The organism is Paenibacillus faecalis (assembly GCF_900289175.1).
GTDB classification, from domain to species: Bacteria; Bacillota; Bacilli; order Paenibacillales; family Paenibacillaceae; genus Paenibacillus_AQ; species Paenibacillus_AQ faecalis.
The window spans coordinates 1212797-1232061 of record NZ_LT985747.1 but is presented as its reverse complement, the minus strand read 5'-3'; the positions used below and the strand labels follow the sequence as shown (position 1 = coordinate 1232061).

At 49.2% G+C, this 19265-nt stretch carries 26 protein-coding genes; 23 read left to right on the top strand and 3 right to left on the bottom strand.

Annotated elements, in window-relative coordinates:
- Nucleotides 1-100 precede the first annotated feature (100 nt).
- Entirely contained in the window at nt 101-526 is a 426-nt protein-coding gene (locus tag C8268_RS05980) for an ImmA/IrrE family metallo-endopeptidase (RefSeq protein ID WP_106766835.1), read from the bottom strand.
- A gap of 53 nt (nt 527-579) precedes the next feature.
- Complete coding sequence (locus tag C8268_RS05975; RefSeq protein ID WP_199794816.1) at nt 580-1044, bottom strand: helix-turn-helix domain-containing protein; 465 nt, start codon at nt 1042-1044, stop codon at nt 580-582.
- A gap of 302 nt (nt 1045-1346) precedes the next feature.
- On the opposite strand from C8268_RS05975, the gene C8268_RS05970 reads away from it, so the two are divergent.
- The 20 genes from C8268_RS05970 (at nt 1347) to C8268_RS22905 (ending at nt 15725) form a co-directional block, all read left to right on the top strand.
- On the top strand, nt 1347-1820 hold the full coding sequence (locus tag C8268_RS05970; protein ID WP_106766833.1) for an ArpU family phage packaging/lysis transcriptional regulator: 474 nt from the start codon (nt 1347-1349) through the stop codon (nt 1818-1820).
- Between the two features lie 454 nt (nt 1821-2274).
- Nucleotides 2275-3114 carry a hypothetical protein gene (locus tag C8268_RS05965; RefSeq protein ID WP_106766832.1) on the top strand — a complete coding sequence of 280 codons (840 nt, stop codon included), beginning with the start codon at nt 2275-2277 and terminating at the stop codon, nt 3112-3114.
- A gap of 10 nt (nt 3115-3124) precedes the next feature.
- Nucleotides 3125-3334, top strand: a complete 210-nt coding sequence (locus C8268_RS05960) for a YqzN/YkzM domain-containing protein (RefSeq protein ID WP_106766831.1) — start codon at nt 3125-3127, stop codon at nt 3332-3334.
- 2 nt (nt 3335-3336) lie between these two features.
- Nucleotides 3337-4803: a phage tail sheath family protein gene (locus C8268_RS05955; protein ID WP_106766830.1), complete on the top strand. Its 1467-nt coding sequence runs from the start codon at nt 3337-3339 to the stop codon at nt 4801-4803.
- Nucleotides 4804-4862: 59 nt separating this feature from the next.
- The gene (locus C8268_RS05950; RefSeq protein ID WP_106766829.1) at nt 4863-5270 is read left to right on the top strand and encodes a phage tail tube protein; all 408 of its coding nucleotides are present in this window, start codon (nt 4863-4865) and stop codon (nt 5268-5270) included.
- Between the two features lie 326 nt (nt 5271-5596).
- Complete coding sequence (locus C8268_RS05945; RefSeq protein ID WP_106766828.1) at nt 5597-6049, top strand: phage tail assembly chaperone; 453 nt, start codon at nt 5597-5599, stop codon at nt 6047-6049.
- A 5-nt stretch (nt 6050-6054) separates the two neighbouring features.
- Nucleotides 6055-6177 (top strand): hypothetical protein, encoded by a 123-nt coding sequence (locus tag C8268_RS23305; RefSeq protein ID WP_272939320.1) that lies wholly within the window; start codon nt 6055-6057, stop codon nt 6175-6177.
- 27 nt (nt 6178-6204) lie between these two features.
- Nucleotides 6205-7971: a hypothetical protein gene (locus tag C8268_RS05940; protein ID WP_106766827.1), complete on the top strand. Its 1767-nt coding sequence runs from the start codon at nt 6205-6207 to the stop codon at nt 7969-7971.
- A 21-nt stretch (nt 7972-7992) separates the two neighbouring features.
- A complete protein-coding gene (locus tag C8268_RS05935; RefSeq protein ID WP_106766826.1) occupies nt 7993-8631 on the top strand; it encodes a LysM peptidoglycan-binding domain-containing protein in 639 nt (212 codons plus the stop codon).
- Nucleotides 8628-9605 carry an XkdQ/YqbQ family protein gene (locus tag C8268_RS05930; protein ID WP_106766825.1) on the top strand — a complete coding sequence of 326 codons (978 nt, stop codon included), beginning with the start codon at nt 8628-8630 and terminating at the stop codon, nt 9603-9605. Before C8268_RS05935 ends, C8268_RS05930 begins: the two co-directional genes overlap by 4 nt.
- Entirely contained in the window at nt 9598-9987 is a 390-nt protein-coding gene (locus C8268_RS05925; protein WP_106766824.1) for a hypothetical protein, read from the top strand. The genes C8268_RS05930 and C8268_RS05925 overlap by 8 nt, the downstream gene beginning before the upstream one ends.
- Entirely contained in the window at nt 9980-10438 is a 459-nt protein-coding gene (locus tag C8268_RS05920) for a DUF2634 domain-containing protein (protein WP_106766823.1), read from the top strand. Before C8268_RS05925 ends, C8268_RS05920 begins: the two co-directional genes overlap by 8 nt.
- Nucleotides 10438-11592 carry a baseplate J/gp47 family protein gene (locus tag C8268_RS05915; protein ID WP_106766822.1) on the top strand — a complete coding sequence of 385 codons (1155 nt, stop codon included), beginning with the start codon at nt 10438-10440 and terminating at the stop codon, nt 11590-11592. Before C8268_RS05920 ends, C8268_RS05915 begins: the two co-directional genes overlap by 1 nt.
- 7 nt (nt 11593-11599) lie before the next feature.
- Nucleotides 11600-12151: a YmfQ family protein gene (locus C8268_RS05910; RefSeq protein ID WP_106769855.1), complete on the top strand. Its 552-nt coding sequence runs from the start codon at nt 11600-11602 to the stop codon at nt 12149-12151.
- A 1-nt stretch (nt 12152) separates the two neighbouring features.
- Entirely contained in the window at nt 12153-13685 is a 1533-nt protein-coding gene (locus tag C8268_RS05905; protein ID WP_106766821.1) for a phage tail protein, read from the top strand.
- A gap of 15 nt (nt 13686-13700) precedes the next feature.
- The gene (locus C8268_RS05900; protein WP_106766820.1) at nt 13701-14096 is read left to right on the top strand and encodes a hypothetical protein; all 396 of its coding nucleotides are present in this window, start codon (nt 13701-13703) and stop codon (nt 14094-14096) included.
- Nucleotides 14096-14272 (top strand): hypothetical protein, encoded by a 177-nt coding sequence (locus C8268_RS22630; protein ID WP_158702689.1) that lies wholly within the window; start codon nt 14096-14098, stop codon nt 14270-14272. Before C8268_RS05900 ends, C8268_RS22630 begins: the two co-directional genes overlap by 1 nt.
- A 72-nt stretch (nt 14273-14344) precedes the next feature.
- The gene (locus tag C8268_RS05895) at nt 14345-15151 is read left to right on the top strand and encodes a hypothetical protein (RefSeq protein ID WP_106766819.1); all 807 of its coding nucleotides are present in this window, start codon (nt 14345-14347) and stop codon (nt 15149-15151) included.
- Nucleotides 15152-15165: 14 nt separating this feature from the next.
- Complete coding sequence (locus C8268_RS05890; RefSeq protein WP_106766818.1) at nt 15166-15483, top strand: hypothetical protein; 318 nt, start codon at nt 15166-15168, stop codon at nt 15481-15483.
- A 104-nt stretch (nt 15484-15587) separates the two neighbouring features.
- Nucleotides 15588-15725, top strand: coding sequence for a hypothetical protein (locus C8268_RS22905; protein WP_199794815.1), 138 nt, complete (start codon nt 15588-15590; stop codon nt 15723-15725).
- Nucleotides 15726-15819: 94 nt separating this feature from the next.
- Here the strand turns inward: C8268_RS22905 and C8268_RS05885 are convergent, their stop codons facing one another.
- Nucleotides 15820-16335 carry a stalk domain-containing protein gene (locus C8268_RS05885; RefSeq protein ID WP_106766817.1) on the bottom strand — a complete coding sequence of 172 codons (516 nt, stop codon included), beginning with the start codon at nt 16333-16335 and terminating at the stop codon, nt 15820-15822.
- 150 nt (nt 16336-16485) lie between these two features.
- On the opposite strand from C8268_RS05885, the gene C8268_RS05880 reads away from it, so the two are divergent.
- From C8268_RS05880 to C8268_RS05870, 3 genes are all read left to right on the top strand, one after another.
- Complete coding sequence (locus C8268_RS05880; protein WP_106766816.1) at nt 16486-16935, top strand: phage holin family protein; 450 nt, start codon at nt 16486-16488, stop codon at nt 16933-16935.
- The gene (locus C8268_RS05875) at nt 16922-17710 is read left to right on the top strand and encodes a glucosaminidase domain-containing protein (RefSeq protein WP_106766815.1); all 789 of its coding nucleotides are present in this window, start codon (nt 16922-16924) and stop codon (nt 17708-17710) included. Before C8268_RS05880 ends, C8268_RS05875 begins: the two co-directional genes overlap by 14 nt.
- Nucleotides 17711-17828: 118 nt before the next feature.
- Nucleotides 17829-19253, top strand: coding sequence for a deoxyguanosinetriphosphate triphosphohydrolase family protein (locus C8268_RS05870; RefSeq protein ID WP_199794814.1), 1425 nt, complete (start codon nt 17829-17831; stop codon nt 19251-19253).
- The last annotated feature ends 12 nt before the right edge of the window (nt 19254-19265 follow it).

Genomic DNA, 19265 nt, shown 5'->3' with positions numbered 1-19265 from the left:
TTTAGGATTTATAAAAGAAACGTATCATTCAAATAAGGACTGGCGCTAGAGTGCCCAGTCCTTTTAAGCATTAAATCCCAATATAGAAACATATGTTTGGTTATGTGTCAAAAAAATATAGCATTTCCTGTGGAATGCCTGCTCGCAGATAATATTCCCGCATGCTTTCTTCACTCATGGGCGTTAAATCAGCTGTTAATAAAGTGATGGCAAACCGATGGGCCTGTCTTTCGAGCTTGCCTGGACAAAAGAAAGAATGCTCTTCCAAAAATAAACGATTGATTCCCTTGTGAAGGCGGTCGTGTCCCAGCTCATGAGCGCATACAAAACGCTGCCACTCCGATGGCAGATGGGAGTTTATCACGATAAACCGCCTTCGAAGCTTGCGGAAATAAAGCCCTTTCGTTGTTTTGCCGAGATCGGCGTACCGGATGTGGATTCCGAGGGCAGAAGCCAATTGAAAGGGGCAGTTGGTATGATATTTTTTGATGAGTTTTTGAATTAATGATTGTACTAGATCATCCATCCCGTTTCACCTGCAACATGATTGTAATTTCATTTCTGATTGGAGTTTGCCCTTTATCGCTTTTTGTTACGCCGTTTGTTCATCTGCTTAGCCTCCCAAAACAACCCGGTTAACACATCCTTGATCCGCTGTTTATCTTCCTCATCCAGTGGAATGCCGTCAAACATCAGCTCGCCATCCTCCTCCAGCATTTTTTTGAAATCCCTCTTGTCTTTGTACGTTGCCCATTCTGGAACAGAGATGTCCTCTCCAGATTTTTGGGTAGTATATTCGCTTTCCAAATAGCCTGCCTGGTTCATTAGCTCCTCATAAGAGACGTCTAATGCTTCGGCAATTTTGCGGATTGTCTGTGGCTTGGGGACACCCCGGAGACCGTTCTCAATGCGTGATATTTGTGATCCACTGACCTCAGCGGCCTTGGCCAACTGATTGATGCTCCATCCGCGTTCTTCCCTTAACTGCTTTAAGTACGAACCAAATGATTGCTTCACGATCCGGCCACTCCTTACTTCGTCCATAAATAGCTTCTTGTTAATCATAGTATAAACAGAGTGCATGATTTTGCCAACAGGTAAAAGAAAAAGAGAAATGTTGCCAAAAGGCAAGAAAAACAAAGGTACAGTGTTATTCAAGACAATAGGCTCGACAATATCGTGTTTTACGACAATGTCCAAATAGTGGTATATTGAATGAAAACACGAACAAAAATACGAACACATTGAGTTCAAAGGGTTTATGACAAGTGGCAAAACAAGATGGATGTTCACCTGCTGCGGGCAGGGCTGTTGTATCCAGATGATTTTTATGAGGAGTGAAGGATATGAATTGTATTTTACCGGAATTGGATCGCAGGAAGACGCAAAACGCGATTGAAGCGATTTTTGAGAAATATCGAATTTATAAAACGATTACGTTTGAGGCAAGGGAGACGAGCACAACCGCTTCGTACACCGAACGGTTTCACGGACCGACCCATGTCACCTCAGATCAAACGGCGAAGGTTGCTATATATAATGTAGATGTTCCTGCGGCGAGAAAACGTTACTGTGAAATGATTGAATCGGTTGTGGAGCGGCTTGGCGAGCGCGAGCAGGTGTTGATCCGGGAGCGGTATATGAAGCATGACGATATTTATGATTACAAGGTGTACAACCATATTCTCGAACCGCCGGTCAGCAAGGATACGTATACGAAAATAAGAACCAGGGCTTTTTACAAAATGGCGCTGGCTTTTGCGGACAGAGGGCTGTTGAAGCTTCATGAGCTGGAGAAAAATCCACCACAGTGTAGATGAAGCTGATTGCTATCTGATTGTAATCACAATGAACCGGGGGACCTAAAGGTCTTTCGGTTTTTTTGTTAGAAGACACGCTAAGCCCCTTTAATTAAGGAGGACGAAGGCGTGTCTTCTTTTTTTAAGTCCAAAAACAGGAACGTATGTTCTTACATTTTTCATCCCTAATTTCGCTTGAAGCTCTTCTTAATTCGTCCGCTTCGCCGTCAGCGTTTCTGGTTAGGGGGTGTAAGCTTGTAGTATCGGGAATGAAGCAAAAGAGCATATCGAACACACACAGTGAATTGTCAGCCGGCCGCCAGAGGCCGGTTTTTGTTTGCGAATGATCTCGAATTGATTCATTTCCGATTGTCATAAAGAAATAGAAAGGAGGAGCCGTGTTGCGCAAGCAAGCAGTCTTTATGAACGGTTTCGCTGCAGATGGTATGAAAATAAATTTCCGGCGACCCGCAGCATGAGAGCGGCGGTTAAGGAAGCCGTTCGATCCATCGTCCCGGAGCTAGCAGGCCGGGTGTACGATGTCCAACCGCTAGATGGAGCGGCGGATGATCAATATGCCGTTTTTACGCTTGGCGAAGAGATATGGAAATCTTCATGGGCAGGGTATCGGCAGGTCGTAAGGCTGAAGCTTTATGCAGACAGCTCAGGTCTGTCTCAACTTGATGCATGGGCGGAGCGTCTGGTGAGCGGATTAAACCGTAAGCGGGTAAGCGGCACAGAGAACGAGGCGTTTGTGCTTCATTATCTGGGTGTTCCGGAAACGGACAAGCTTGATGCAGCGTCAGGCAAAATCGTTCGGGTCATGCGCTTTGGCGTATACATGCCGGAGGCTACCGGAGCAGTTGCACCCGGTGAGACGGACGAATGGCTCAGCACTCTGACCGCCTTGACGGGTGAGATGCTGGGAACCCCTTGGAAGATCTACCATACGGCGTGGCCAGCTGGACGGGAGGAGCATGCTGTTTTGTGGCGGATGACAGGGTGCGAGTCGAAAAGCGCGGGAGCTTCGATGTACGAAATTCGTAAAAGCTTCACCGGGCATATTGTGTCGCCGAACCTGGAAAGCGAACAGCTTGCGATTGTGTCGCTTGTGGAGAAGCTTGGATCGAAGGTACGGCTGATGCTAGAGCCTGTGGATCAACGGTATGTATCGGTTGTTGACGTATCCAGCGATTTACAGGCTGATCCGATTCTAGATGGTCAGATAAAGCTGACTTTAATGCAGCGGCAGATGCGGCCGGCAGAGGAAGCGGCACTGATCCGCCGCGTTAACATTGATCCTATTTTAAAGTGAGGTGTCCCTTATGGCTGTTAAAAAAACAAACAACACGAAATTCCGCAAAAGCATCACTCCGCGTTATGCATTGTCAGAGCTGACAGCGCATGCTAAGGAACTGTTTGATGTTCCGGCAGAGGTGCTTGCGGGAGCGATGTACAGAACAGACGGAGAGCGGTTTACCGTGGCTGAGGTCAAACAGAAAATCGAACAATTTATGAAAGCGAAGGTGGTCTAATCATGGCAGGCGGAACATGGGAAAGTACAAATAAACCGGTGTTGCCGGGATTGTATATGAACTTTAAAGCAGCGGCTGCATCTGCAATTCAGGGGGGAAACCGCGGTACAGTCGTTGTACCGGTCAAGGCGAACTGGGGACCGGTACGTGAATTTGTGGAAATCGGAAGTGAGCAGGCAATCGCTGAGCTATTCTCCACGGACAGTTTGGATGGAGCAACAGCCTATCAGACACTGTACCTGGCCTTGCTTGGCGGCCCGAAGAAGCTGCTGGCTTACCGTTTGGCAGACGATACTACGGCGGCTGCATCTGTGATGCTTCAGAGTGAAGCGGAAACGCCGTCCGATGTATTGCAGCTTCAAGCCAAGTATCCGGGTAGTCGAGGCAACGGCTTCTCTGTGACGATTCAGCCCTCGCTTGCCGATCCGGCGGCGAAAGAGCTTCGTCTCTACGAGGGAGCCAAGCTGCTAGGCACCTATACAGGGGCTGACGGAACGGCCGCCTCCATCGCTGCTCAAATTAACGATGACAGCGAGAATGAATGGGTAACGGCGAAGGTGCTGGAAGATGGCGGCATTCCTGCCGATGTCAGCGGCGCTGCGCTCTCAGGAGGAAAGAGCGGAAACGCCGGTCTGACGAACGCGGACTATATTGCGATGCAGGAAGCGATTGAAGGCCAGGAGTTTGATGTGCTCGCTCTGGACTATGCCGCTGATATGGCTTTGCTGCAAAGCTTCTCCGCTTGGGTCAAACGACTTCGCCGTGAAGGACGCGGTGTTATGGCTGTCTTCGGCGGAAGCGCAGCAGATGATGTATCCAAGAATGCAGCCGATCTGGCGGCAGCCCGTTCATTGGCTTTGAACCATGAAGGAATTATTAACGTGGGTACAGGCGTGCGTCTGTCCGGCATGGACTACAGTTCTGCCCAGACAGCTGCTTATGTGGCAGGACTTATTGCGGGTCAGCGTCTGAATCAATCGGCAACGTATGCCGCCACTCCTTTCGAAGATGTCACCCGCCGTTGGACACGTTCCGAGCAAGAGCAGGCACTGCGAAACGGTGTATTTTTGCTTTTCTTCGACGGACGTCAAGTGAAGACGCTGCGCGGCATTAACACGCTCGTGAATCCGGCAGAGGGTCAAAACAATGCATGGAAAAAAATCCGCTCTATCCGGGTGATGGATGCGATTAATGCCGATCTTCAGCAAACGGCCGAGCAGGTGTATATCGGTAAAGTGAACAACACGGAAGAAGGCCGACTGGCGCTGATCGGGGCCGTGAAGGAATATCTTGCGCAGCTGTCACTCAGCAATGTGATTGAGTCTGACGGTTATGATGTCATTCTCGACCCTGCCTATTATGGCGATTCTGCCGTTGTTCAGCCGGAGCCGGATCAGGTGTTCCTGCAGTGGAACGTGAAGCTGACCGATGTGATGGAACAGCTGTTTGGCACATTTTACGTGCAATAAAAGGCTCTGATTTCATGTTGAGTCTGAAAAAACATTAAAACTTTGAGGAGGAATCAAATATGTTGGATGCTTCAAGAGTCATTCTGGGAACGTACGGCCAGGCATATATCGATGGGGTCTGGCAGACGCATATTAACAAGTTGGAAGCGAGCGTGGAGCTTGAAAAGCGGGAGCTGAAGCTGGTCGGAAACGACTGGACGGTGCACAAAAAAGGGAGCAAAAAAGGAACCGGCACAATGAGCGGCTACAAAGTCACTTCGGATATGATTGCCCGCGGTTTCACCAAATTCGATATTATTTCCAAGCTGGATGATCCCGAATCTTACGGTCATGAGCGGGTTCGCCTGATCCGCTGTATGCCGGACAAAATCCAGCTCGCCAACTGGACAGCCGGAGAAGAAGTGCTGGAGGAAACCGAATTTACGTTTGAAGGCTATGAGCTGCTGGACCCGATTACGGCGGATTAATCGCTTTGCGTCTTACTGGCGTTGGTTGATAGTTATCTGATTAAAGGTTAAAGGGCAACCCATTGCTGCTTTGTTATTAGTAGATTTCCTGTAAAGAGCAGCCATTAGCTGCATAGCGAAATGCTGTAACGGCTGTTGTGGATAGGGGCTATCCCATAAGTGTTTGTCTTGGGAGAAAAGAGCGATTGCAGGAACGACTGGTAAACGTAACGTCTTACCAGGGGCAACGTAAGGCCCAGGTCATTTTGGGATAGCCCCACCAGTTGCAGCTTTACCGCACGTTTCATTCGAATTCAGAACATATTTTAACAAAGGAGATAAAAAGCATGAGCGTACATGAGAATTTGAGCGAAGAGCAAATTTTGGACTGTCTGTTTGAGGCGGCTGAAAAGCTGCCGGAGGAAACCGTGCGCATCAAGCGGCTGGATATGCAGATCGTTTTGCACGGTTTGACCTCAAGCCGTGTTGACAGCATCCGTGAACGCTGTACAGTTCGCCGCACGGTGAAGGGTGTGGTGGATGAGAAGGTGGATACCGAAACATTTAACGCACTTCTTATTTCGGAAGCGACGGACAGCCTTGTTGTCAAAGGGCTGAAGCTGAATGGTTGGGGGGACCCGCGGATTACGAGCCGTTTAAAGCTGTCAGGCGGAGAGCAGGCGGTTCGCCGTATGCTTTTGGCCGGGGAGCTGGATGCAGTTGGTGATAAAGTGCTGGAGTTGTCCGGCTTCGGGGTTGAAATAACCGACTTAAAAAACGAATCAGCTCCGGGGGAATGATCACGATGCTATACCATCTGTGGGTACGGCATCATATTCGGCCCGGAGAATTTTGGCGTCTGCCGCGAGGTGAACGTCTGCTGCTGCTTGCTTTTTCCGAAATGGAAATGGACAGCATGGCAGGTTAGAGCTAGGGACAAAGGAGGTGAGCACATATGGCTGAAGCGATAAACTACCGCATGAATCTCGTTATTGATCCGAAAAACGTAATTAAAGCGAACCGGGAACTGCGGGCGATGGAACGTTATTTTGAACGGATTCAAGGGCGTGTACTAAAAATCGGAAGAACCCGCATGGTTCCTGAGATTGTGCTAAAGGACAACGCTTCGAAAGGTTTGGACAGTCTGTTGGCAAAATTGAGCCGTGTAAAATCGCAGGTCATCAATACGTCTGCCAACCTGAATTTGAGTGTAAAACAGTCGTCTGGCGGACAAGCAGACTTTTCCGCGGTGACCCAAGCGCTTCAAACGAATACGGATGCGCTCGTTGCACTGACGGGAGCATTAGGGACAATGGGGGCTTTGAGCGCCACTAAAGAAGCTAATCCAAAGAATCCGAAGACGATATGGGACAAAGTAAAAGACGGGTTTGGCACTGCTAAATCTATCGGCGGCGGCGTGAAAAACCTGGCGGAAATACCGGAGAAAGTGCGGGCGATCGGCGATGCATGGAAGGGCAATGAGGCTGGTTGTCAATGCTGCTGCGGCGGGGTAGCAGTTGGAGGAAGGCGTAGAGGTTCGAAAGCGAAGGGTTCGAAAAAAAGAACGGGAAAAAGAGCGGGAGCAAGCGGCAAAGGAAGCAAGAATGATCCCGGATATGTAAAGCCAGGAACACAGTCAAGGCTCGAAAGAGGGCGGGAGCGACGAGTCCAAAACAGAGGAAGATTAGGCAGAACCGCAGGAGCGGCAGGCGCACTGCTTGAAACGATCGGTGGGGCAGGTGAAGGGCTGATTGGCGGAATTCAAGGTATCGGCAAATGGTTTGGCGTTAAAAGCGACAAAACATCCGCCGTCTCAGACGCATCGAAAGCTGTCAAAAACGGCAGCAGCGGTATCGTTGCCAATACTGCCAAAGGTCTGGGCAAAAGGTTGCTCGGTCCGTTAAGTTTTGCAGCCGATGCGGCATCCATTGCGACAGCTGCACCCGGAAAAGAGCGGGCCAAGGCAATCGGCTCTACGGTGCTGGGAGGTGCCGGTGCTGCCGTCGGCGGCTTCTTTGGATCGATCATTCCAGGTGCAGGGACGTTGGTAGGGTCTACTTTAGGCGGAGCGGCAGGCAGCTGGATTGGTGAAAAGGCAGGTGCCTTGGTTGCAGACGCTGGCAACAAGATCAAAGAAGGGGTATCCAAAGTATCGGATTGGTTCTCAAGTAAATTTTCTTTTGGCAAAAAGAAGAAGCCTGCCGAGGAGCCTGCTGTTACCCCGACACTTGCTAGAAAACCTGCGTCTGTTGCTGTCCCTCCCGCAGTACCAGGCATATCGAAAGGTGCTGCGGCTGCTGCATCTGTTCCATATATTCCGCAGTCGGTTCCTCCAGCAGGTTTTGTCCCGCCACCTTATCATGGACCTGTTGTTCCATACGGACCGATCTCTCCTGCGATGATGGCTACGCCTCCAAGCGGCGGCACCAGAATGGGCCCGGCCGTCAACGGAAGTCCGAATGCTGATGGGAAAAACAAAATGACACCGCAGATCGTCCAGATCAGTCCGGAGCAGATGACAGCCTTGTCAGGCTATTTGAAGGATTTTAAGACGGAAACGACGATGAACTACAATCTTCCGCCGGGAGCGGTGCAGGTGACGGTGCATGAGGAGTATCCGGTCGATGTAGAAGGGCTGATTTTGCAGATCGGACAGCGTTTGAGAGCCGAATTTGCCAGAGCGGCACAAAACCGGAAGCCCGTCCCTAGGGCGTATGTGTAAACAGAAAGGAGGGAGGCGGCGGTGGAGTTTATTTTAATAAACGGTAAGGGCAAAAAATTTACATTCCCGGTCAATCCGGAAGAGGTGACGATCTCACGGCAAAAGGGCTTGGACACGGCCATGATTTTGTCGCGCGGGGAGTTTGATTTTCCACAAGGGAACAAGATTAAGGAGATATCTTTTTCATCTTTTTTTCCAATGGAGTATGACGAATCCTTCTGCAAGGGGACAGAGGGCAGCTTGCCCGATCCGCAAACCGCGATGAACCAGCTGAATGAATTTCTCGTATCGAAAACCCCGCTGCGCTTTATTATTACCGAGACAGCAGTCAATGTGCCCGTGTTCGTATCCTCCCATCAGTCGATTTTTCGGGGCGGGGAACCGGGGGATGTGCATTTTGACATTACGCTCCGGACCTGGAGTGAGATGAAGGTGGCGAAAAAGAGCAGCAAGGGCGCAGCAGCGAATAAGAGACCTCGGACAGATATGAAGGAAAAGAAAAAGACCTATACCGTCAAGCCGGGTGACTCGCTTTCCAAAATCGCCAAGCTGGAGCTGGGGGACAGCTCTAAATGGAATCAGATTTACAAGCTGAATCAGAAGGTGATCGGGAAAAATCCGAACGCCATCAAGCCCGGACAGAAGCTGGTGCTGCCATGAGCTACAAGGTGATTTTGCAGGATAAGTATGATTTGTCGCCCTTGGTGGAATCGATTCAATTGCGGGATTCTTTGGAGCAGATCGCGTATCAGGGAACGGTCGATCTCGTAGTGACGCCGGACATGCCCCCTGTTTCGCCGGGAATGGCGATTCGGGTCAGCGGTATACCTTACGGGAAGAAGGATTATGTTTATCTTCTCCATCCGGCTGTCATCTGGGAGGTGTCTACCTCTAATAACGGGGTCAAGCGAATGAGCTTGACGCTGTACGACCGCACGGTGTACCTGGATAAATCCGAGGAAGAATATTTGTTTCCGGCCAAGCAGACTGCAACGCAGCGTTTTAAAAAATATGCCGCTGACTGGAATTTGAAAGTGGCTGCTTTGCCCGATACAGAGAAGAAGCTCGGTCGCAGTGTATACCGGACGCAGTCTATTTATGCCAGTATGCTTGCCGATCTGCGCGAGACGGCCAAAGCCGGAGGAAAGCTGTATCATCCCCGGATGATCCCATCCGGTCTGGAGCTGTATGAGATTGGGAGCAACAAGGATGTGTATGTGCTTGAGGCGCTGACAGATACGACGCAATCGCGAACCCTTGAAGGCGCTGCTACGCTGGTTAAGGTGTTGGCAACAACGGCAAGCGAAAGCGGGAAAGAAGTTCCTTCCAAGGTTTTGGCGATAGAGAAGAAGGATATTGAGAAATATGGACAGCTGCAGGCGATTATCCAGGACGATGAGGTCAAGTCAAGTGCGGCAGCCCGCCAGCTGGCCAAGAGCAAGCTCCGCGGTATTCAGGAGACCATTTCTTTGAACGCGCCGGATATCAATACCATTCGGGCCGGAGATGCTGTCATGCTGGGCTCGATGAAGCTGATCGTCATTTCGGTCAGTCGAGAGCTGGGCAACCCGGGAAGCATGTCGCTGGAGCTGGGGACCTATGGCGATGTAAAAAGGAGGTTTTACCTTGAATAATGACCCCTACGGACAATTGGCGTCTTCCCTCTATTCTTCGCTGAATAAGCAGACGAGGCAAGCTTTGGGCGGTGTTGGGGCGGTGCTGGGAACAGTCACTTCGACCGGACTGAAGCTGGATGATTTCAAGCATGAGTTTCAGGATTATATGGTTGCAGAACTACCCGGCTTGTTATCTCTGCCCCGGCGGACAGTGACGGGGCAGACGACGTGGGAAGGCAAGCAGGTGGAACTGTCGTTTGATTTTGAAGAAAGTGAAGTGGAAGAAGCGCGCCTTGAGCCAGGAAAAGGACTGAAGCCCGGAGATCGCGTGCTGGCGATTCGGGTGAACGGCGGCAATGACGTTGTTGTCGTCAGCAAGGTGGTGAATGCTCATGGCTAGTTTGTTTCCTGAAACGGAAGATATGGTTTGGGCGGAACAATATGAACCGGAGATGGAAGAGGAAAGCGGGGCTGTCTTCGGACGGAGCTGGCGTTTTGATTTTGAAGCTGGGGAGTTTGTCATGTCCCCTACTCGTAAAGTGGCGGCTGTAGATGAGAAGGAAGCTTGGGTCATCTGGTGTGAGAAAGCGATCCGTACCCCGCGCTACCGCCACCTGATCTATTCCCGCGATTATGGCAGTGAGCTGGAGGAATTGATCGGCAGCGATGACGACCATGCGCTGCTGGAAAGCGAGATCCGGCGCATGGTAACGGAGACGCTGATGGCCGATGCACGTACGGAGAGCGTGGATCAGTTTCTTTTTACATGGGAAGGGGAAGCGTGCCGCTTCAGCTGTCAAATTACAAGTGTCCGGGATGAGACAGAAATGATTGAAGGGGTGGTGATGTAATGGCACAATTGCCTCAATATTTGCTGGACCAGACGGAAGAGAGCATCATGAACCGTATGCTCGAGAGAGTTCCTTCGGATATCGACAAGTCGGAGGGCTCTTTTATTTGGGATGCGCAGGCGCCGGTTGCGTTTATGCTGTCCGAGGCGGCCCTTTGGGCGCAGGAGCTGCTGCGCCGGGGGTTCGCCAGTACAGCGGCGAGCGATAACCCGGATTTTCGTTCGGCCGAGCTCGATCTGAGGGCCGCTGAGCATGGGATTACAAGGCGGCAGGCGGTTGCCTCGACCGGGAGCGTTTTATTTACAGGGAAACCGGGCACTGCGGTTCCGGCAGGAACTTATGTGGCGACGCCTGCGGATGAAGGCTCCGGGGAGTCCTCGGTAGAGTATGTGACAACAATGGCAGTTACGCTCAGTGATCTTGGCACAGGTACAGCGCCCATTAGGGCGGTTACCCCCGGCAAGAACGGCAACGTTCCCGCAGGCGTGATCCAGCTTATGTCGACATCCGTTAGCGGCGTATCGTCAGTTACGAATCCCGAGCCCACGAAAAGCGGGACGGATATCGAGACGGATCAATCGCTGTTGGAGCGTTTTTTTGCCAAGGTTCGCAGTCAGGGGACGAGCGGCAACAAAGCGCAGTATATGCAGTGGGCCAATGAGATTGCCGGTGTTGGGGGTGTCGAGGTCGTTCCTTTGTGGAAAGGAGCGGGCAGTGTAGGATTGTATTTGCTGGACACGGACAAGCGTGCGGCAAGTCAGGATATCGTGGATGCCGTTCAGCGGCACATCGACCCGACTCAGGACGGGCAGGGAGAAGGCGTAGCCCCGGCAGGCCCGGTGATTACTGCGATGCCCGCAGAGGAAGTGGCGATTAACATCTCGGTGAAAGTGCAGCGCACGCAGGAACAGCCTTCAACGATGGATGAAATCCGGCAGCTGATCGAGGAAGGGGTGCGCACTTACTTGCAGCAGATTGCTTTTAACCGGAAAGATCCTTTGGTGCGTTATACGAGGATCGCCGCCGTTCTGCTGGATATCCCGATTATTGTGGACTATGCAGATCTGACCATCAACGGCAACACCTCACAGCAAAACATCGAGATCGGCCTCGGTCAGGTCGCGGTACTGGGGACGGTGAGCGTTAGTGAATAATGCGAAAATGAACAGCTTGCGTGGTCGCGAGCTGTTTTCTTATCTTCCGGCCTATTATGAAATGTCCCGCGTTATGCAAGCGGATATGGACGCCAAGGGAAGCGAGTTGGACAGCTTCTACCAGGCGCTGAACTCAGTGGCAGATCAATTCTTTGTGCGTACAGCTACCTGGGGGTTAGATCGCTGGGAAACGGAGCTGGGCATTCCTATTGATCGCACCAAGCCGATCGAGCAGCGGCGGGCCGTGATTGAATCGAAGCTGCGCGGAGCGGGTACTTTTTCAGGCCAACTCGTTAAAAATGTGGCAGAAGCTTATGACGGAGGTGCGGTCGAGGTATCCTTCCAGCCGCAGGAGTGGAGCTTTACCATAAAATTTATGGATACTTTGGGGATTCCGCCAAATTTAGACGATTTGAAGGCCGCGATTGAAGAGATTAAGCCAGCGCATCTGGCGGTAGTGTATGAATTCAATTATTTGCTCATTCGTGACATTCATGATGTGGTGACGCTACATGAAATGGAACAAATTCCATTAAATAAATTTGCAGGAGGTGCTTGAGTTGTCAAGTAACACACCGAATTTAGGACTGCTAAAGAAAGACCCGATGGTGGATGGCAGTGAGACGTTTAATATCAAAACGATGCTGAACGACAACTGGGATAAGATTGATGAGGCGGTGGGGAATATATACATCCCAGACGCTTCTCTAACAACAAAAGGTATCGTACAACTCTCTAATGCTACAGATGGAAATAGGGAGGATGTAGCCGTTACGGAGAAGGCCGTAAAGGATGCTGCTCTTCAGGCAAAGTCATACACCGACCAACAGATCAGCCTAGTTACGGAAACAGGCATCCCGAAGCTGGTCAGCTACCCGCTATTGGTGACGGCTACAGCCGATAATCAGAAGGTGTTCGATATTCCGCTTGATCTTTTTGACGCAAACACTGACACCTTGCTAGTAGCAATTAACCGGGCAGTATTGGATTCAACTCAGTACACCGTGACCAACACGGTTCGGAACGAAGCCGGAGAAGTCACGCAGCGGGCGAAGATCATCCTTCTATCTGGTGTAGCCGCAACATCTGAGGTGACGATGGTAGTCCTGAAAAATGTCCCGATCGGACCGGAGGGCGCGATCAATGGTGCAGTGTTGGCGGCTAATAGCGTGCCTATTAACAGGGTGAGTGGGCTGCAAGATCAATTAGACGAGGCTTTTCAAGCTGCAGTTACGGGGTGCTACGGGGAAAGTACCAACAGCGGTAACGCATACAGCGTAACCCCATCACCTGTGCCTTCAGCTCTTGAGTCCGGATTAAGGGTTACTGTAAAAATCAATGCAGCCAACACCGGATCAGCAACACTGAATGTAAATGGACTTGGAGCCAAAACGATTAAGAAAAGCAATGGAAAGACTCTATCATCAGGTAATCTCAAAAAAGATTCTATTTATACATTCGTTTACGATGGGGTATCGTCTTTTATCTTACAGGGTGAAGGGGGTGAGTACGGGACAGCTACCGCCGCCGATGTAGCCGATGGCAAAACTATTGGTACCGAAAATGGGATTGTGACGGGAACGTTAATACTGCCGACTAGGACTATCGTAAACAAAACCGTTCCAAAACAGAACTTACCAGGCGAATCTAACTCGTTTTTAGTTCAAGATATTTTCCAGATTCCAGCGAGCCCAAAATTTGTCGATGTGTACACGGCGCCGTTATCAACAACACAGCTTAAACTTGACGCTGCTATTTGGTCGGAGTTTTATACCATTGAGTCAGGATCGAGTGTGGCAACTCTGGAGCTAATTGATAGTGAAGGCGTGGCGTATCCCATCTTAGAGAGGTCAGTGGTTGGGTGGTATAGTATGTTTAGTCTTGGGTTGTCTAGTTTTAGTATTGATCGTCAGGTTAAGAAAATAACATATGTTGTTAAGCCATTGGATGCGCCGATTTCAGCCGACCTGCCCTCAAATTTTAATGCTACTGGCGTAATACGACTTGCGGCGAGGCTGGTCAAAACCAACTCAGGGGGTACTGGGCCAAGTATAAAATCTGAGGTTCAAAACGCATTCATCATAACGATTTAAGGAGGTTTAAATAATATGCACATAGTGTACCAACCTGAGAACGTCAAAATCGGCAGGGTGACTGAGATTCTTTCACGCCGCGATGCTGATCGGGAATACAAGCACATTGTTGATATGGGCGACGACGCTCTAATGATCTACCCTGACAATATTCCAGGAATGACTTCTGTTCTAAAAGTTGATTTAACTAAAAAAACTTTATTTTATGATTATTATGCTCCTGAGACACTGGAAACAAAAATTCAAGCTTTAGAAAAAGAGAACGCCGATCTAAAAGCTCAACTAACCGAGGCGCAATCTGCAACACTGGAACTACACGAAGGCCAAACGCAGCAAGACGCTAAGATTCAAGAGGCTAACAACGCAACGCTGGAACTTTACGAATTAATCGCAAAGGGAGGAACAGTATAATGGCAGAGATAAAAGTTATGTACATTCACCGAGTCTACGCTACTGTGATCATTGACGGAGGACGGACATATAACAGTGTGATGGAGAGAGATAAGGAACCGGTTAAGCTTGCTCTTGGGGAAAAAGGATATAACGTAGACGATGCGGGGGATATTCACCCGATACAAACGGTATAACAAACACGCTTTCTTATGGGAGTGTGTTTTTTAATGCCCGACGATATTTTGTAACAAAGGAGATGAACATATATGGCAAAGGGAATAACAGCGCAGGAGATGGATTCAGCGACGGCATCGGGCCTTGTCCCACACCTTGGCACAACAACCAATAGTGGCAATGCGTACAGCATAGCAACAAGCGCAGAGGTCAAGCCGAACACCAAATTCACGCTTAAGATCAATGCAGCAAGCACAGGAGCGCCTACGCTAAAAGTCAATGAGAGATCAGCAGCACCTATCAAGAGAGCTGGCGATAAGGACGCCAAGTTACTCGCTAGTGTGTACACTCTATTCTGGGATGGAACGGTTTTTACCTTACAGGGTGAAGGAGGTGAGTATGGAACGGCGGTAGCAAGTGATGTTAGATCTGGGAAAACCATTGTCACGGAAAACGGGTTGGTAACAGGTAATCTACCAGTAAGAGCAACTGGACCGACAACAGTAAACCCAACTTCATCTAATCAAACTTTATATTCCGGTATTTATGATGGTTCCATCACAATTAAAGCGGGCGGAAGAAAGGCTAGTGGCTATATAGGTAGCTATAACGACAATCTAATACAGGTTACAGGATTGGAGTTTCAGCCGAGTTTAGTAGTTATCCAGTTTATTTCTATTGGTAGGTATCGCACTGTTTATTTAAATAGTAGCTCAGGTCCTGTCGGGTCTAAAATGGGAATGGTCGCAGGTGCTTATTGTGATGCTACAGGCGCTGAAGCAATCGGTAGATTGGCAGATGATGATTACTCCGACAGAAAAGGGGCCGTATCTGGAAACTCTTTTCGGCTTAGATTTTATGGCGACAAGACTGATCTCAGATGGTATGCCTATGAATAGCAAGGAGGATAATAATGGCTGGAATTAAACGTAAGAGGAAGCTCTTTTATAACTTAGCTGATGGAGCTGCAATCCAAATAGTAGATGGCGATATTGTTTATGCAGGTGCAAGAGAAACGACAATCGAAGAAGCATTCACCTACTATAAGTCATTAGCAGAGCGTGTACCAGAAACAGTGGGATTGTTGGAATTGGAGTATGATGACTATTTACAAGATTTCAACGAAGGGGTATGGACAGGCGTTGATCTAGGGACACTCAAACCACTGTTTACCTATCCTGATCCCACAAGTCCGGAAACACCACCAGATCCACAACCAGCTTTATCTTAACAGGTAGCTGTGCTAAAATCCGAAAACGGAGCGCTCAAACAAGCAGTAGCAGAACTAACAATGTTGGTGGCTACTCCAAAACCCTAGAAAGGAGGTGATGCACGATGACATTTACAAAAGACAGTGGTTTGGTAAAGGTATGGGTTAGCTTGGTTATGATAGGGACATATTCACTTCATGAAGTACCGCAATTATATAATCTTAAAGTAGTTGTCACAGAAGTAGTAAACGGAACAATATAAAAACAGCTAGCGCCGCTAAGGCGTTTTTATTTTGCCCTCAGTTACCTGGGGCCTAAATTCAAAGGGACTGTCCAATGAACAGTCCCTTCACTAATTACAACAAGCCAGCGGCCTTTAAATCTTCTGTGTTTAACATCAGTGAACCTTTAATTTTGGTAGAGTAAATGACAATGCCGCTTTGAGAGGCCACGCCTCTTTCTTCATTTTCGTTTAAATCCCGTGCGTTGAGCGTGAGAATGGTATCTTTACCTTTGATAACATGGTAGACGTCCTTTTTCTCTTTATCGGCTTCAACCTTTAAATTTGAGATTTCAGAAAATTCCGCTAGAGAGATCCATTCCTGATCTTGATGAGTAAAATGAATGGTCTTATTCGGGCCATCAAATTTGGTCTTGTACCCGAAAAGTGAAGCAGCTTCACGTAACTGTATATATGTATTCCCTTTATAAGATAGCTGATTCGAGGAAACGGATTTCGGTTCCCCGTTAACCATCATCTTATATTTTACAAGCGTAGCCTTAACGGTAGGGGAAGTCGCTGCAAATGCGACAGTTGAAGAACTAATTAACATGCCGAGTGTAAGACCAATCACCATCTTTTTCATTTTCATTATCGCACCATCTCCTTGTTAAATGAACTGATATAAAGATTAATACCTTAAAATTCTACTTTTGGCAATACGTTCACAAGATTATATCTTTTCAGGACCTCCGGAATTCCGGGGGTCTTTTTATATCACAATACCAAAGGAGGAAAACTTATGCATGAGCACATCGGTCAGTGGTTCAAGATGTTTATGGCGGGTGTGGGGGCCGTGACCGGGTATTTCTGGGGCGGTTGGTCGCTGCTGCTTCATCTGCTGCTATGGTTTGTCGTTATTGACTGGCTGACCGGATGGGCGGCTGCCTGGATGAATGGTGAGCTTCGGAGCCGGATTGGTTATATCGGCATCGCCAGAAAAATAACTATCTTTATAATTATCGCGATTACGCACCTGATCGATAAGGTGCTTGGAGAGATGAATTATGTTCAAAATACGGTAACCTTCTTCTATTTAGCCAATGAGCTTTTGTCGATTATTGAGAACGTCGGGCGGATGGGGGTTCCGATTCCGCAATCATTGCGTAAAGTCGTCAAAGTCTTCCACACGAAATCAGAGGAGGATCGCTACACGGAAAGGAAGGAGGAGAACAAAGATGAAGCCTCATGAATTTATTGCAAAAATAGTACCTGCTGCTGTAGAAGACATGCGCCGCCACGGTGTGCCAGCCTCTTTGACGATCGCTCAGGCGATTTTGGAATCGAACTGGGGAAAGAGCGGTCTGACGCAAAAAGCGAACAATCTGTTTGGCATCAAAGGCACTGGCCCAGCCGGGAGCATTACCATGCCCACGGTCGAATACAGGGGGCAAACACGTTACACAACGAACGCCAAATTTCGAAAATACCATTCCTGGGACGAATCGATCGAAGACCACACCCGTTTGATTTTAAACGGAACACGTGACAACCCGAAACGCTATCATGGCGTGCTATGGGCTGACTATAAAACAGCTGCTACAGAAATATGGAAGGGCGGTTATGCAACCGATCCAGGCTATCCGCAAAAACTCATTTCGATTATAGAGAAATATGATCTGGATCAATATGATCGGCAGGGACGAGAAGAGGAGGAGGATATGATGAAAATCGAGACGTTAACGGCTGAGGTGAAGAAGCTGCAGGAGCAGGTGCGTTTGCTCACGGATCAACAGTCCAAACAAGGGAAACTTGTAGATAAGCAGGAGTCTCAGATCAAGAAGCTGCAAAAAACGGTGGATTCATTACAGAAGCGGCATACGTATGAATCTGTACCAGTCTGGGCGGAGCTTGGGGTAGAAGCTGCGTTAAAAGCTGGCGTTATTCAGGACAAAGAAGGCAGTTATGACTTTTACCGGGTGATCACCGTTCTTTACCGACTGGGCCTTTTGAACAACACAAAATAAGGTTGATCGCGCCCATTTCATTTCCTTATTTTCGTTTCCATGCTGTGATGACTTATAATGGATGAAACAAAAATTGAAGGTTAATGGAAGGAAACAGATAAATAGGGGTGGAGACAGCATGGAAACGATCAAATTGAAGGAGCTAAGAGAACATCGTCAATACCCGGAGCAGACGAAGGTGGACGCATCCCGGGCAGTATATGAGCGGGATTATTCCCGTCTCATTCATTCCCCGACCTTTCGGCGTTTGCAGGGGAAATCCCAAGTGTTCGGGGCTGGGACGGGAGACTACTACCGCACCCGTCTTACCCATTCCCTGGAAGTCGCGCAGATCGCCCGCGAAGCGGCCCGAAGTCTGGCCCGAGCATACCCCGAGGTGCTTCCGGAAGCCGCGGATAATGCGGGGCTTATAATCGATTCCGAGGTCGTGGAATGCGCTGCGATTGCGCATGATTTCGGTCATCCTCCGTTTGGTCATAAAGGCGAGGAGGTGCTGCAGGGTATTTTGGAACGGCTGATTGATCAAAGAACGGAAGAGGAACTGATCGAGTTGCCGGGTGTGCCTACTGCGGAACAGGTCGCGAGCGTTCGGGAGCCTATTCGCCGGAAGTATGAGCATTTTGAAGGCAATGCGCACAATTTTCGCCTGATCATGTTTTTGGAAAAAAGGGAGGATGTCAACGGGCTCAACCTGTCTGACGCGGTGCTGCTCGGCATTAATAAATATCCGTTTTCCGGGCTTGAAAATCCGAAAGGGATGTACCGTCACGAATGGGAATATATTTCTCATATTCGCCGGGAATGGGGCATTCCGAATCGAAAAAGGACGTTGGAAGCCCAGCTGATGGATCTTTGCGATGACATTGCATATTCGGCACATGATCTGGAGGACGGTATCAAGGCTGGAAAAATCGAGGTTCATGAGCATTTTTTGCGTGATGGGCATTTGAATCGGCTCATTGTGGAGAAGATTATGACCTTGGAGGACGAGTTTTGGAAGGGCTGGACCAGGGAGCAAGTTGAGTTAAAGGTGGGGCAGGTGCTCGATTCTTTTTTGCGGATATGGAATGAGAAAATGCCGGTATGTGAGAACGATTATTCCCGTACCCGGCGTGAGGTAAAGGCTTATTGGGTCAGTCTTTTTGTCGGGAGCCTTGGCGTTATTTCGGACGGGGACTGGAAGAAGGTCACCTTTGTGAGAGAGGGTGTGGAGGATGAGGATATGCTGCGCACCGTGAGCGTGTTGAAAAGCTTTGCCTGGGTCACGATGATCCGTGATCTGAGAGTCCAGCGTTTGCAGAAACGAAGTGAGTGGATCATCAAGCGGCTGTGGGAGGCCTTCATGGACCCGATTGCTTCCAAAGCCATTATTCCGCCGGATTGGCTCCGCCGTTATGAAGCTGACCAGCGGCGACCGAATCCGATCTGGACCTGGGAGCATATGGTTATCGATTACATTGCCGGGATGACCGATGCCTATGCGGAGAAAATCTATAATGAATTGTACGGTCTTAAGGTAGGCTCTATTTATGAGCTGGATTAGGAGATCAGCGAA

Bases quoted from the DNA above. Each gene is read 5' to 3' on its own strand.
- C8268_RS05980 (WP_106766835.1), bottom strand. From the start codon at position 526: ATGGATGATCTAGTACAATCATTAATTCAAAAACTCATCAAAAAATAT.
- C8268_RS05975 (WP_199794816.1), bottom strand. From the start codon at position 1,044: ATGGACGAAGTAAGGAGTGGCCGGATCGTGAAGCAATCATTTGGTTCG.
- C8268_RS05970 (WP_106766833.1), top strand. From the start codon at position 1,347: ATGAATTGTATTTTACCGGAATTGGATCGCAGGAAGACGCAAAACGCG.
- C8268_RS05965 (WP_106766832.1), top strand. From the start codon at position 2,275: ATGAGAGCGGCGGTTAAGGAAGCCGTTCGATCCATCGTCCCGGAGCTA.
- C8268_RS05960 (WP_106766831.1), top strand. From the start codon at position 3,125: ATGGCTGTTAAAAAAACAAACAACACGAAATTCCGCAAAAGCATCACT.
- C8268_RS05955 (WP_106766830.1), top strand. From the start codon at position 3,337: ATGGCAGGCGGAACATGGGAAAGTACAAATAAACCGGTGTTGCCGGGA.
- C8268_RS05950 (WP_106766829.1), top strand. From the start codon at position 4,863: ATGTTGGATGCTTCAAGAGTCATTCTGGGAACGTACGGCCAGGCATAT.
- C8268_RS05945 (WP_106766828.1), top strand. From the start codon at position 5,597: ATGAGCGTACATGAGAATTTGAGCGAAGAGCAAATTTTGGACTGTCTG.
- C8268_RS23305 (WP_272939320.1), top strand. From the start codon at position 6,055: ATGCTATACCATCTGTGGGTACGGCATCATATTCGGCCCGGAGAATTT.
- C8268_RS05940 (WP_106766827.1), top strand. From the start codon at position 6,205: ATGGCTGAAGCGATAAACTACCGCATGAATCTCGTTATTGATCCGAAA.
- C8268_RS05930 (WP_106766825.1), top strand. From the start codon at position 8,628: ATGAGCTACAAGGTGATTTTGCAGGATAAGTATGATTTGTCGCCCTTG.
- C8268_RS05920 (WP_106766823.1), top strand. From the start codon at position 9,980: ATGGCTAGTTTGTTTCCTGAAACGGAAGATATGGTTTGGGCGGAACAA.
- C8268_RS05915 (WP_106766822.1), top strand. From the start codon at position 10,438: ATGGCACAATTGCCTCAATATTTGCTGGACCAGACGGAAGAGAGCATC.
- C8268_RS05910 (WP_106769855.1), top strand. From the start codon at position 11,600: ATGAACAGCTTGCGTGGTCGCGAGCTGTTTTCTTATCTTCCGGCCTAT.
- C8268_RS05900 (WP_106766820.1), top strand. From the start codon at position 13,701: ATGCACATAGTGTACCAACCTGAGAACGTCAAAATCGGCAGGGTGACT.
- C8268_RS22630 (WP_158702689.1), top strand. From the start codon at position 14,096: ATGGCAGAGATAAAAGTTATGTACATTCACCGAGTCTACGCTACTGTG.
- C8268_RS05895 (WP_106766819.1), top strand. From the start codon at position 14,345: ATGGCAAAGGGAATAACAGCGCAGGAGATGGATTCAGCGACGGCATCG.
- C8268_RS05890 (WP_106766818.1), top strand. From the start codon at position 15,166: ATGGCTGGAATTAAACGTAAGAGGAAGCTCTTTTATAACTTAGCTGAT.
- C8268_RS22905 (WP_199794815.1), top strand. From the start codon at position 15,588: ATGACATTTACAAAAGACAGTGGTTTGGTAAAGGTATGGGTTAGCTTG.
- C8268_RS05885 (WP_106766817.1), bottom strand. From the start codon at position 16,335: ATGAAAATGAAAAAGATGGTGATTGGTCTTACACTCGGCATGTTAATT.
- C8268_RS05880 (WP_106766816.1), top strand. From the start codon at position 16,486: ATGCATGAGCACATCGGTCAGTGGTTCAAGATGTTTATGGCGGGTGTG.
- C8268_RS05875 (WP_106766815.1), top strand. From the start codon at position 16,922: ATGAAGCCTCATGAATTTATTGCAAAAATAGTACCTGCTGCTGTAGAA.
- C8268_RS05870 (WP_199794814.1), top strand. From the start codon at position 17,829: ATGGAAACGATCAAATTGAAGGAGCTAAGAGAACATCGTCAATACCCG.